Here is a 12,190-nt window from a genome sequence, read left to right on the forward strand (position 1 = left end):
GTTTCACCCACATAGATGTCATCTCGGGCACAATGTGCAGCCATGAAGCGCATAGCTGCCGTTCTTGCCGTGACCTTGGCCCTGGTCTCATGCGGCGACAAGGACACGAAATCCTTCGACCTGCAGGCGCACCGCGGCGGGCGGGGAGAGACCACCGAAGAGTCGTTGCGCGCCTTCGCCAAAGCCCTCGAGCTGGGGGTCAGCACTCTCGAACTCGACATCGTCATCTCCAAAGACGGCAAACCCATGGTCTGGCACGACCCGGTGATCGATCCCGCGAAATGCTCCGATACCGGGCCGGTGCGGCCCGGTGATCCGCAGTTCCCTTATGTAGGAAAGCTGGTGAAGGATTTGACGTCCGGGCAGCTGCATACCCTCGACTGCGGCAAGCTGCTCACCGACTTTCCACGGGCGGAGGTGGTCAAGAACGACAAGATCGCCCAGCTATCAGATGTTTTCGCCCTCGCAGACTCCTACCATGCGGATGTGCGGTTCAACATCGAGACCAAGGTAGAGGCCGCCGAACCGCAGAAATCCGCCGAACCGCAGCGGTTCGTCGACATCATCCTCGAAACGATCCGGGCAGCGGGCAAGCTCGACAAGGTGGAAATTCAGAGCTTCGATTGGCGCACCCTGCCGATGACCAAGCGGGCAGAGCCGGGCATTCCGCTCGTGGCGCTGTGGGACGAAACTACTTGGTACCCAGGCTCGCCCTGGCTGGGTGGGGTTGATCCCGCGATCGTGTCGGATCCGATTGACGGGGCGAAGCAAGTAGGCGCCACCATCTTGTCGCCGGGATATACCGTGCCGTATGGCGGCAAGGTGGGTGATCCCGGTTTCACGCTGGTTGCCGACAAGAAATTCATCGACAAGGCACACAGGTTGGGCCTGAAGGTCATTCCCTGGACCATCAACGACGCCGAGACCATGAAGGCGCAGATCGACGCCGGTGCGGACGGGATAATCAGCGACTATCCGACGACTCTGCGGAAGGTGATGGCCGAAAGCGACCTGCCACTGCCGCCGGCTTATCACCGCTAGACAAACGGGGCCACCTCGATTTCGCTGGCGGCCAGTGCGGCGCGAACCGTCCGCGCGATGGTGACCGCTCCGGGTGAATCACCGTGCACGCATATCGATTCGGCGGTGCGGCTGAGGGCGGGAATGCGCGCCGCCACGGCGTCCGGATCGTGCAGGACAGCACCCGATTCGCTCCGGGGCACCAGCGTGCCATCGTCGAGGTAGGCCCGGTCGGCGAATGCCTCGGTGACCACACGCAGGCCCAATGTGCGCGCACGATCCCCGAATACGCCGTGTGGCAGGGTCAGCACGGGGAGATCGGCGTTGAAGTCCCGCACGGCACGCGCCACCGCGTCCGCCTGCGCCTCGTGGTGAATGATCGTGTTGTAGAGCGCGCCATGGGGTTTGACGTAGCTCACGCGGGACCCGGCGGTGCGGGCGAGCGCGTCCAACGCACCGATTTGGTACACGACATCGGCGTACAGGTCTGCTGCCGCGATATCGATGAACCGGCGCCCGAATCCTGCGAGGTCGCGATAGCCCACCTGAGCGCCGATGCGGATATCGCGCGTGGCGGCGGCGTGGCAGGTGCGATGCAATGTCGCCGGATCGCCCGCATGGAATCCACAGGCGAGGTTGGCGCTGGTGACCACGTCGAGCATGGCGTCGTCGTCACCGAGGCGCCAGGCCCCAAAACCCTCACCGAGGTCTGCATTCAGGTCGATGCTCGCCATCCGGGAAGCCTAACGCCCTTACGCGTGTCGATACCGTCCGACGAGGCGGCAGAGTAGATAGATCGCGACGGCAATCATGGTGACGAAGACCGAGATAGGCACTCCGGGTGCCAGGGAAAGCATGATGCCGCCGATGGCGGCGATCTCTGCGAAGACGATCGACAGCGCAATGGCGCGCGCGGGAGATGACGTGATGCGCGCGGCGGCCGCGGCAGGCGTGATGAGCAGCGACATCACCAGCAGGGCGCCGACGATTTGTACACCTTGTGCCGCGGTGAGACCGACGAGTGCGGCGAAGACAATCCCCAACGCACGCACCGGGACTCCGCGGGCCTCGGCCACGTCCGGATCGACGGTGGCGAACAGCATCGGCCGGTAGGTGACGGCCAGCACCGCCCCCACCACCATGCTCACCACCACCAGCATCAGCAGGCCGCTGTACCCGACACCGACGATCTGCCCGGTCAGGAGCGCGAAGTTGGTACCGGTGCGGCCAGGATAGAGGTGGATGAACAGCACTGCTAGCCCCAGTCCGAAGGCCATCACCACGCCGATCGACGAATCACGATCCTTGGTCCGCTGTCCGAGGACGCCGAAAAGTATTGCCGCGACCACGCTCCCGAGCAGGGCGCCGGTGCCCACGTTGGCCCCCGCCAGCAGTGCGGCAGCAGCACCCGTCAGGGACAGCTCGCTGGATCCGTGGACGGCGAAGGACATCTGCCGCATCACCACAAAGGGGCCGATGAGCCCCGCCAGCAGTCCGAGGAGCGCGGCCGCCAAAATCGCCTGTTGCACGAAGTCGCGCCCGAGTAGATCGGCGGTAAGCGACAGATCGAAGAAGTTATTCATGGGCGTGCTCGGCACACTCTGCGGTGATCTGCCGGTCTTCGCCCACCACCACATACTGTCCGCGTATCTTCACCACATCGATCTGCGCCCGGTACAGCTCCGACAACGTCTCGGTCGTCATCACCTCGTCGACGGTGCCGATCTGAAAGCGTCCATCCACCAGGTACAGGATCCTGTCCACGTACGGCACGATCGGATTGATCTCGTGTGTCACGAACAGCACTGCCGTCTGCGCGTCGCATCGTCGCTTGTCGATCAGGGCACAGATCTGTTGTGCGCTTGCTGGGTCCAAGTTGAGCAGGGGCTCATCGCAAAGCAGCAGTGCAGGATCACCGGCCAATGCCTGCGCGATGCGCACCCGCTGCAGCTCGCCGCCGGACAGCGACGAGACGGCCTTGGTCGCCAGATGGCTTGCGTCCACCTGATTCAGCGCGAGGTCGACCGCCGCACGATAACGGGCCCGGCGAGCCGGGTTGAATGACGCCAATCCCCAGCGGTGCCCGTCGATTCCGAGTCCCACCAGATCCTCCGCGCGCAGGATAAGTGCGTTGTCGGCGAGTCGGTGCTGGGGTACGTATCCGAGGTCGCTGGTGACGGTCATGCTGCCGCGGGTGAGCGGCACCTGGCCCAAAAGCAGGCGTAGCAGCGAGGTTTTCCCGGAACCATTGGGTCCCAGTACGGCGATGAACTCACCGGGTTCCACCGTGAGATCCAAACCCTGCCAAAGGGTGCGTCCACCGCGATTCAGCGATGCGTCGCGCAGCGTCGCGGCACTCATGCGGTCATTATCCGCTACTGGTCTTCGCGCACGCGGCTCATCCCAGGGCCGCGGCGAGCTGTTCGGTGGTGCGTCGCTGCCAGGTGACGTAGTCGGTGCCTTCGGGCAGCGTTTCGGTGACCGTAACCACCGGAACGCCGTGTGATTCGGCGGCCTGCTTGATCCGGTTGGTGACCGATCCGGCCGTCTGCGGGTTGAACAGCAGCGCCGCAACTTGTTTGGTGCTGATCAGGTCCAGTGCGCTAGCGACGTCGGCGGGGGAGGGATCCTGCCCCTGTTCGGCTGCTTCGGCGAAGGCATGCGGTGTGCGGTCCACCAGCCCGCAACGAGAGACCAGGTGACTGGCCACGGGTTCGGTCGCCAGGATTGCCTTGCCGCGGTACTTGGTGGCGACGTCCTCTTGCAGGCTCGCGATGGAATCGAGCTGCTGTCCAAACGTTTTGGCGTTGGCGTGGTAGGAATCGGCGTTGCCCGGGTCGGCCTTGGCCAGATCATCGGCGACGTTATTAGCGACTTGCTGGGCGGTTCGCAGACTGTAGAACACATGCTCGTTCTTGTCGGCGGAGTCTGCGGGAAGAAGCTGGTATGCGTTGACCCGGGGCTCGCCGTCTTTGAGCAGTTTGTCGATGAATGGGTCGTATCCGTCACCGTTGTAGACCACCAGAGTGGCGTCCTGGACCTGGGCGGCTGCCGCGGGGGTCACCTCGAATGAATGCGGGTCGGTATCGGCGCCGCTGACCAGGGCGCTCACCTTGGCGTGATCTCCGGTAACGGCCTGGGCTACCGAGGCCCAGGCGTCGGTCGACGCCACCACGGTGAGCGCTCCGCTTCGCTCGTGGGACTGGCCACAACCGGAGAGTGCGAGCGTTCCAGCGGTTGCCACCGCCACGGCCAACCCAGCCACGCGAGCGGGCATCAGACACCTCCGGGAATCCCAGTAATGAAAACGATTTTCATTATGGGGCATGGAGTGGTATCTGTGCAAAACCGGCCAGAATTCGCTGAGCTGCATGCGGCCCGGCCGCTGCGGTCAGGACAGCAGGGCGGCGCAGCGCAGCAGCCCGATATGGCTGTAGGCCTGGGGGTGGTTACCCAGCGAGCGCTCGGCCACCGGGTCGTACTCCTCCGACAGCAGACCGGTGGGGCCGGTGGCCTTGACCAGCTGATCGAAGAGCAGCTCGGCCTGCGATCGCGCACCGATGAGCAGATAGGCCTCGACCAGCCAGGCCGCGCACAAATGGAATCCGCCTTCGCCTCCGGGTAGGCAGTCATCGCGGTGGTAGCGGTAGACCGTCGCACCACTGCGCAGTTCTGCCTCGGTGGCGATGACCGTCGCGGTGAATCGAGGATCGGTGGGGTCGATCAGCCCGGATAGGCCGATGTACAGGGTTGCGGCGTCCAGATCGGTGCCGTCGTAGGCGGCGGTGTAGGAGTTGACCGACTCGTTCCAGCCCTTCTCGATGACCTCGGCGGCGATTTCATCGCGCAGCGCCGCCCACGATGACGGGGCCGCACGCTCGAACTCCTCGGCCAACTTCACGGCACGGTCCACCGTTACCCAGCACATCACCTTGGAGTAGACGTGGTGGCGCGGATTCCCGCGGATTTCCCAGATGCCGTGATCGGGCTCGTACCATCGGCGTTCGACGGCAAGAACCATGTCGGACACCAGGTTCCAGTCGGCATCGGTCAGCGGATCGGAATGCCCGAGATGCTTGCGGGCGTGGCTCAGATCGTGGATCAGTTCCACCACGGGGCCGAATACATCCAGCTGCACTTGCGAATTGGCGGCGTTGCCGACACGAACCGGTCGCGAGCCCGCATACCCCGGCAGTGAGTCGATCACCGCCTCTGGAGGCAGCGCCGTGCCGGCCAGTGTGTAGAGCGGGTGCAGACGGTCGGGTCCTGGCAGATGCTCTAGTACCCTGTGTAGCCAACCCAGCAGGCCCTCTGCCTCGCTCAGGGATCCCAATGCGACCAGCGCCGACGCGGTCATCGACGCATCGCGCAGCCAGCAGTACCGGTAGTCCCAGTTACGGATTCCGCCGATGTCTTCCGGAAGTGAGGTGGTGGCCGCGGCCAGGATCGCGCCCGACTCGGCATGCACCAGGCCCCGCAACGTCAGTGCCGACCGCTTCATCAGGCCCGGCTTGCGTTCGGGCAGCGTCAGGGTCTGTGCCCAATCGCGCCAATATGACTCGGCCCGTTCCCGCAGCTCGGGCTCAGATGTGGGATTCTCACCGAGGTCTTCTGTGCCACAACGTAGCTCGAGAATGATGGGCCCGTTGGCGGGGCTGATGGTCGCGGTCGCGGTCTGGTCGTCGGCCCCGATCGTCCAGGTGACGCCGGGCGCTCGCAGCACAATCGGATCGTTGGTGCCCAGTACTCGCAGGCCGTCGGCCTCGGCCACCAGCTGTACCGGGGCCTGGCCGAATTCCGGACGCGGCGCGAAGGTCACCACCGCATCGGCCTCGCCGGTGACGACCCGAATGAGGTCGGTGCGTCCGGGAACCTCGTCATGGGCCAGGTAGTCGGTTACTTGCAGACTGGCCCAACGTGTTTCGACGGTCATTGTGCTGTCGATGTATTTCTGGCCCAGCGGTAGCGCGGATCGCGCGGGGCCAATCGTGAAGTGTCCTGCCTCGGGCCCGCCGAGTAGATGGGCGAACACCGCCGCAGAATCCGGTTCGGGGTGACACATCCAGGTGACATCGCCGGTGGGCGTCACCAGTGCGATGGTGCGCGAATTGGCGAGCATGGTGAGACGTTCGATGGGGGTGGCATGTCCGCCGAGCAGCCACGTGCGTCGCTCCTCGAGCAGGAAAGCCAGTGCTGTGCCCACCGATTCTGTGTCCGGGATGCGATAGCCGGCGAGTGTTTCGCCATCCCCCACCTTGACGCCCACATCGGGGCCGTGCAGCCGCTTGAAGGCCTTTTCGTCGGTGACGTCGTCGCCGAAGAACACCGCGGCGGTCGCACCCTCCTGATGGCGCAGGATGTCGAGGGCCTGGCCCTTATCCGTGGGGATGACGGCGAACTCGAGAACCTTCTTGCCCTCGGTGACCTGCGCGCCCCAGCCGTTTGCGACGGAGAGTGCCTGTCTCAAGGCGGCGTCGGCGTCCTCCTCGGATGCGTTGCGCACGTGGAGCGCGACACTGGCCGGTTTCAGTTCGATGGCCACCCCGGGATATTCGGCGGCGATGGCCGACAGCTTGGTGGCGATGGTCTTCAACAGCGCCTTGGCGTCGCCGTCGATGGCGTGCACGAAGCCGGCGTCGAACTCCGAGCCGTGACTGCCGACCAGATGCACCTCGGACGGCAGTCGCGACAGGGTCGCCAGATCGCGCAGCGCACGTCCGGAGATCAGCGCGGAGGTCGTCGACGGTAGCCCTGCCAAAGCGCGCAGGGCCGTGGTCGATTCGGGATGCGGGCGCGCATGGTCCGGGTTGTTGACCAGCGGGGCGATGGTTCCGTCATAGTCGGAGGCCACCAGCAGTCGGGGTGTACGGGCGACCTCGGAAAGAGCCCGGCGCAGCTCCACGGGCAGATCTTGGGCACTCACCACGGGTCCCGAGTCTACGTCCGCTACCTGCGCGGGGCAGTTTGGCCAAGCGCCGTGGTTTAGGTGATGCCGAGCAGCAAGCGGACGGTGCGATCCAGCCGGTGGCTCACGTCGGTTGCGGATGCTCGCCGCGTCAACCAGGCAATCATGTTGGAGGTCCAGACGTCTGAGATGACGCGAGCAATGTGGAATTGCGCGTCGGTCGGATCGTCCTCGCCGGCCATCGCTCGCGCGAAGATGCCGTCCATCAACCGGCCCACGTGATCAACCTCACCGGCGGCGGAAGCGTCGGCGAACACCAGGGCGCGTGTCATCGCCTCGGTGAGCAACGGATTGCGCTGCATGTTGCGGTTCAGCCGGGTGATGGCCGCGTGCAGCCGTTCGTACGGCGTGCCGCCGCTGACCGCGTTGCGATCGGATTTGGCGTCGATCTGTTCGAACTCGCGCTCCAGTGCCGACACCAGCAGGTGCACCTTGGAAGGGAAATACCGGTACAGGGTGCCGACGGCGACGTCGGCTCGTTCGGCGACGGTGCGCATCTGTACCGCTTCGTAGCCGCCCTTGGAGGCGATGGCCAAGGTGGCGTCCAGGATGCGCTTGCGACGCTCGCGTTGAGCGCTCGAACCGAGATCGTCGTCGGACAGTGCGGAGACGGCGGCTGGCTGGCTTGTCGCGTCGGTGTCGCCGTCACCTGACTGCGCGGCTTCCGATGCGCTAGATGTCCGAGGCGTTGCCATGCGTCTGTACTCCCTGCCGTCGATCTCGCGTATGCACGCGATGGTTTCAGCGCACGACTATACGGATGCCTATCGGCCGAATCAGGTCTCCCTGGCTCGTTGGTAGCGCTCTGTACAGCCTGAATGCGTTCCTACTACACTGAACCCAACCACGATATTAGAACACGTTCTAGTCTGATTTGTGCTGAAAAATAGCAGGAGGAAACTGTGTCGGTACCGTCCGGTCTTCGCGCGAGCGGCTCATCCGAAGTCCAGGAAGCCGCGCGGGATGCCGTCCGTCAGTGGGCCAGGAGTGCGGCGGTCATCGAGTCGGTCCGGAAGATGGAATCCGAGCCTGATGGATGGGGTCCCGCGTACGTAGGGCTGGCTGAACTGGGCATTTTCGGTGTCGCCGTACCGGAGGCCGCGGGCGGATCGGGTGCCGGATTCGACGACATGATCGCGATGGTCGACGAGGCCGCCGCGTCATTGGTGCCCGGCCCTGTTGCCACCAGCGCATTGGTGGCGGTGGTGCTCGCCGCCGATGGGCACGAGGAATTGGTCCCACCGCTGGCGGCCGGGGAGCGCACGGCGGGACTGGCGCTGACCGGGAACCTGGCCATTGCCGATGGGCTGGCTTCGGGCGTGTTGCCGGCCGTGTTGGGCGGTACGGCTGACGGGGTCTTGCTGGCCCCGGTGCCCGACGGCTGGGTGCTGGTGGACTGTGCCGAGGCGGGCGTCGCGGTCGAGGCCAAGAAGGCGACCGACTTCTCGCGTCCCTGGGTCACGGTCACACTGCATGGCGCGGCGGTGCGACCGGTGGGCCTGCCCGCCGCGGTGATCGCCGATCTGTCGGTGGTCACGCTCTCGGCCGAGGCGGTGGGTGTGGCGCGGTGGGCGCTGCAGACCGCTGTCGAGTACGCCAAGGTGCGCGAGCAGTTCGGTAAGCAGATCGGCAGTTTCCAGGCCATCAAGCACATGTGCGCGGAAATGTTGTGCCGTGTCGAACAGGCCGATGTCGCCGTCTGGGACGCCGCTGGTTGCGCGCAGGACGTCCTCGCGAACAAGGGTGATTCCCAACAGCTTTCGCTGGCCGCGGCCGTTGCGGCGGCGGTGGCTGTCGATGCCGCGGTGGCCAACACCAAGGACTGTATCCAGATTCTCGGTGGTATCGGGTTCACCTGGGAACACGACGCCCATCTGTATCTGCGGCGGGCATATGCCCTGCAGTCCTTCGTGGGCAAGCCGGCGGTATGGCGGCGCAAGGCCGCCGCATTGACCATCGGTGGTATCCGCCGGTCACTGACGATCGACCTCGGCGAGGTGGAGAGCCAGCGCGCGGAGGTCGCCGGGCAGGTCGCAGAAATCGCCTCGGCGCCAAAGGCTGAGCATCAGGTTCGGCTGGCCGAGGCGGGTTTCTTGGCGCCGCACTGGCCGGCGCCCTATGGGCTTGGCGCGGGCGCGGCGCAGCAGCTGCTCATCGATCAGGAGCTGCATGCCGCCGGCGTCAACCGTCCTGATCTGGTCATCGGCTGGTGGGCGGCTCCTACGATCCTTGAGCACGGAACACCGGAGCAGATAGCGCAATTCGTCGCACCCACGCTGCGCGGTGAGATCGAGTGGTGCCAGCTGTTCTCCGAGCCCGGCGCCGGTAGTGACCTTGCGGCTTTGCGTACCAAGGCAACCCGGGTCGATGGTGGCTGGAAGCTCGATGGGCAGAAGGTCTGGAACTCCAAGGCGCAGATAGCAGACTGGGCCATCTGTCTGGCCCGCACCAATCCCGATGTCCCCAAGCACAAGGGCATCACGTACTTCCTACTGGACATGAAGACGCCGGGGATCACCGTGCGGCCACTGCGCGAGATCACCGGCGAGGAGATGTTCAACGAGGTCTTCCTTGACGGTGTCATCGTTCCGGACGAGAACGTAGTCGGCTCTGTTGACGACGGCTGGCGCCTGGCCCGTACTACTTTGGCCAATGAGCGGGTGGCGATGGCCGGTGGCGGCACATTGGATGAGGCCATGGAGTCGCTGCTGGCGCTCATTGGCGATACCGAATTGGATGCGGCGCAATTGGATACGCTCGGTGCTTTCGTATGCTCGGCGCAGACGGGCGCGCTGCTGGATCTGCGCACCGCGCTACGCGCCATCGGCGGCCAGGACCCCGGCGCGGCCTCCAGTGTGCGCAAGCTCGTCGGTGTGAGACATCGCCAAGGGCTCTCCGAGCACATCTTGGATTACGTGGACACCCACGGTGCGGTGGAATCGCGTGAGATGTGGCTGTTCATGCGGGACCGGTGCTTGTCCATCGCCGGAGGCACCACCCAGATCCTGCTCAGCGTGGCGGGTGAGCGGCTACTCGGCTTGCCGCGCTAGCCGCGACCACTTGTCGGTTCGGGCGCGCATACGGTGTTGGGTGCTTCGCGGCAACGCCCCGGGACTGTAGAGTCCGCGCCCGCGCCGTCGGACGCGGTCGAGTTTGACGTCGGTGCGCAGGGTGTCCGAAACCGTCTTCGACGGCCGCCCGTCTAGGTCAAATCCAATGTCGGCCAACATGGTGACGAGCTCGGACACCGTGGTGAGCCCATGACGGTGGATATGCAGTACCAGCAGATAGCGTAGATCGGTGCGTAGCGAGCGTGTGCCGGCAGCCATGTAGGCACGATCTCAAAGAGCACCGACACAGGGCGCCGACGGATCTCGGTGGCCTGGGGGCCACATACTGTTGATGCCCGCCTCTATGCGACAACCTGGTATCCGACTTGTACCCGACTTGTATCCGACTACGTGCGAATCAACCCGCATCACAGCCATGGCGGGCCGATGGTTGTCGCATAGAGGCGGGCAGTCCCTACATGCACACCGAGGCGGCTAACTGAAACGTGCCACCGCGCAGGCGTCGGGCGAAATCACGTAACGGCCATCGAAATTGGCCTCGATCCGACTGCAGACGATGTAGTCGGCGTCGAGCTTGGGCTGTCCGGTGGCCCAGTCGGTGGGCTGCGTGGTCCCGGAGATCTGGAAGCGCTCGGGCGTACCACCGCCGATGTAGACGGTCGTCAGGGTCCAGGTACTGCCGCCGTTGTGCTCGACGGTGTTGGGGTTGTCGGCCCACTGCACCCAGAGGTAGTTCAGCCGGTCGGACGTGCGCAGCTCCGTAGTCTGCCTCGCCCACAGGTCGCCGGGAAAGCCCTCGATTCCGTTGGGGCCGCGCAGATTGACGGTGGCGGTGTAATAGCACTGTCGTTCGGCCTTACGGCAGTCCGCGGTCGCGTGGACCTCGAGCTGACGAGCGTCGTCCACAGGCGTGCTGACGTCGGCCGTTTTGACCTCCGCATGAGCCGTCGCGGGAGCGGTCAGGGTGGCGGCGGCGATCACGGCGACGGTGCAGATGACGCGGGCCAAGGGGTCTCTCACTCGTCGAAGGTTACGTTGACATCGTCGGTTTCCGGAACTGCCTGACACGCCAGGATGTAGCCATCGTCGATGTCGTTCTGGGACAACGCGTCGTTGACCAGCATGCGGACCTTGCCGTCCTTGAGGACGCAGGCGCAGGTCATGCAGTGGCCTTCACGGCAGGAGAACGGCGCGTCCAGGCCCTTGGCGAGTAACACGTCGAGTAGCACGGTGCTGCGTGGCCAACTGACCTCGTGGGTCTCCCCGTCCAGTTCCACGGTCGCGGTCGCCGGTGGTTCGTCGTCGTCCGAGGGCTCGGCGAGCACGACCTCTGCGAACGGGTCGCTTTCCAGGGAGCGGAAAACCTCGATATGCACGCGATCGTGCGGCATGCCATTGCCCTTGAGAGCGGCCTCCGAGGCATCCATGAATGGTCCGGGGCCGCAGATGAAGGCCTCATGTTCGGCGAAGGGTGCGGTCAGCGTGGCCAGTTGCTGCTGCGAGGGCAGCCCCTGCACCGATTCGAGCCAATGGATGACGGTCAGCCGATCCGGGTATTTGGCCGCCAGCTCGCGCAGTGCCGCCCCGAAGATCACCGACTGCTCATCGCGATTGGCGTAGATGAGCACGACCTTGCCGCTGCCCTGCGAGAGCGCGGACTTGCAGATCGCCATCATCGGGGTGACGCCGCTGCCGCCGGCCAGCAGCAGGAAGTCGTTGTCCAGCTGTTTGGGAACGAAAACCCCGGACGGTGCCAGCACATGCATGTGCATGCCGGCATGGGCGTTGTCGCAGATCCAGTTGGACCCGTAGCCGTCGGCGGTGCGTTTGACCGTGACGGCCAACCGATCGTCCAGATGCGGAGAGCTGGACAGCGAGTAACAGCGCGCCACCGATCCGGTGCGGTCGGAAGGAATGCGCAGCGTGAGGTACTGGCCGGGGGCGTACGCGAATTTATCGGCCGCCCCGTCGGGAATCTCGAAGACCAGCGACCGGGAGTCGGCGGTCTCTTCGATGACCTCGGCGATTCGAACCTCCAGGACGTGCTTCCCGAGCGGAACGTCCGTCACGTCATTTCCTCCGTCAGTCGTCGTCAGCGATTGGCTGAACTAGAACAGGTTACAGAATTGACCTT

At 64.9% G+C, this 12,190-nt stretch carries 11 protein-coding genes; 2 read left to right on the forward strand and 9 right to left on the reverse strand.

Annotated features, from left to right (window positions below):
* Positions 1–42: 42 nt before the first annotated feature.
* Positions 43–1,041 (forward strand): glycerophosphodiester phosphodiesterase family protein, encoded by a 999-nt coding sequence (locus tag MAB_RS03055; RefSeq protein WP_005085410.1) that lies wholly within the window; start codon positions 43–45, stop codon positions 1,039–1,041.
* On the opposite strand, the gene MAB_RS03060 is transcribed toward MAB_RS03055, so the two are convergent.
* From MAB_RS03060 to kstR, 6 genes are all read right to left on the reverse strand, one after another.
* Complete coding sequence (locus MAB_RS03060; RefSeq protein WP_005113150.1) at positions 1,038–1,754, reverse strand: LamB/YcsF family protein; 717 nt, start codon at positions 1,752–1,754, stop codon at positions 1,038–1,040. The genes MAB_RS03055 and MAB_RS03060 overlap by 4 nt on opposite strands.
* Positions 1,755–1,772: 18 nt before the next feature.
* Complete coding sequence (locus tag MAB_RS03065; protein ID WP_005072717.1) at positions 1,773–2,603, reverse strand: metal ABC transporter permease; 831 nt, start codon at positions 2,601–2,603, stop codon at positions 1,773–1,775.
* The gene (locus MAB_RS03070) at positions 2,596–3,381 is read right to left on the reverse strand and encodes a metal ABC transporter ATP-binding protein (RefSeq protein WP_005085416.1); all 786 of its coding nucleotides are present in this window, start codon (positions 3,379–3,381) and stop codon (positions 2,596–2,598) included. The genes MAB_RS03065 and MAB_RS03070 overlap by 8 nt, the downstream gene beginning before the upstream one ends.
* Before the next feature lie 37 nt (positions 3,382–3,418).
* Positions 3,419–4,297, reverse strand: a complete 879-nt coding sequence (locus MAB_RS03075; protein ID WP_005114975.1) for a metal ABC transporter solute-binding protein, Zn/Mn family — start codon at positions 4,295–4,297, stop codon at positions 3,419–3,421.
* A 114-nt stretch (positions 4,298–4,411) separates the two neighbouring features.
* Entirely contained in the window at positions 4,412–6,943 is a 2,532-nt protein-coding gene (gene otsB / locus MAB_RS03080) for a trehalose-phosphatase (RefSeq protein ID WP_005085421.1), read from the reverse strand.
* Between the two features lie 59 nt (positions 6,944–7,002).
* Positions 7,003–7,680, reverse strand: a complete 678-nt coding sequence (gene kstR, locus MAB_RS03085; protein ID WP_005085423.1) for a cholesterol catabolism transcriptional regulator KstR — start codon at positions 7,678–7,680, stop codon at positions 7,003–7,005.
* A 207-nt stretch (positions 7,681–7,887) separates the two neighbouring features.
* Between kstR and MAB_RS03090 the strand changes: the two genes are divergently transcribed.
* Positions 7,888–10,035 carry an acyl-CoA dehydrogenase family protein gene (locus MAB_RS03090; protein WP_005113153.1) on the forward strand — a complete coding sequence of 716 codons (2,148 nt, stop codon included), beginning with the start codon at positions 7,888–7,890 and terminating at the stop codon, positions 10,033–10,035.
* On the opposite strand, the gene MAB_RS03095 is transcribed toward MAB_RS03090, so the two are convergent.
* The 3 genes from MAB_RS03095 to MAB_RS03105 form a co-directional block, all read right to left on the reverse strand.
* Positions 10,015–10,314 (reverse strand): hypothetical protein, encoded by a 300-nt coding sequence (locus MAB_RS03095; protein WP_005085429.1) that lies wholly within the window; start codon positions 10,312–10,314, stop codon positions 10,015–10,017. The two genes, MAB_RS03090 and MAB_RS03095, sit on opposite strands and share 21 nt — an antisense overlap.
* Positions 10,315–10,530: 216 nt before the next feature.
* Positions 10,531–11,064: a hypothetical protein gene (locus MAB_RS03100; protein ID WP_005092200.1), complete on the reverse strand. Its 534-nt coding sequence runs from the start codon at positions 11,062–11,064 to the stop codon at positions 10,531–10,533.
* A gap of 8 nt (positions 11,065–11,072) precedes the next feature.
* Positions 11,073–12,125, reverse strand: coding sequence for a ferredoxin--NADP reductase (locus MAB_RS03105; RefSeq protein WP_005085433.1), 1,053 nt, complete (start codon positions 12,123–12,125; stop codon positions 11,073–11,075).
* Positions 12,126–12,190 lie beyond the last annotated feature (65 nt).

Source organism: Mycobacteroides abscessus ATCC 19977, assembly GCF_000069185.1.
GTDB lineage: Bacteria > Actinomycetota > Actinomycetes > Mycobacteriales > Mycobacteriaceae > Mycobacterium > Mycobacterium abscessus.

Coding starts and splice junctions, on each gene's coding strand:
- kstR (WP_005085423.1), bottom strand. CDS start 7,680: ATGGCAACGCCTCGGACATCTAGCGCATCGGAAGCCGCGCAGTCAGGT.
- MAB_RS03055 (WP_005085410.1), top strand. CDS start 43: ATGAAGCGCATAGCTGCCGTTCTTGCCGTGACCTTGGCCCTGGTCTCA.
- MAB_RS03075 (WP_005114975.1), bottom strand. CDS start 4,297: ATGCCCGCTCGCGTGGCTGGGTTGGCCGTGGCGGTGGCAACCGCTGGA.
- MAB_RS03070 (WP_005085416.1), bottom strand. CDS start 3,381: ATGAGTGCCGCGACGCTGCGCGACGCATCGCTGAATCGCGGTGGACGC.
- MAB_RS03095 (WP_005085429.1), bottom strand. CDS start 10,314: ATGGCTGCCGGCACACGCTCGCTACGCACCGATCTACGCTATCTGCTG.
- MAB_RS03060 (WP_005113150.1), bottom strand. CDS start 1,754: ATGGCGAGCATCGACCTGAATGCAGACCTCGGTGAGGGTTTTGGGGCC.
- MAB_RS03065 (WP_005072717.1), bottom strand. CDS start 2,603: ATGAATAACTTCTTCGATCTGTCGCTTACCGCCGATCTACTCGGGCGC.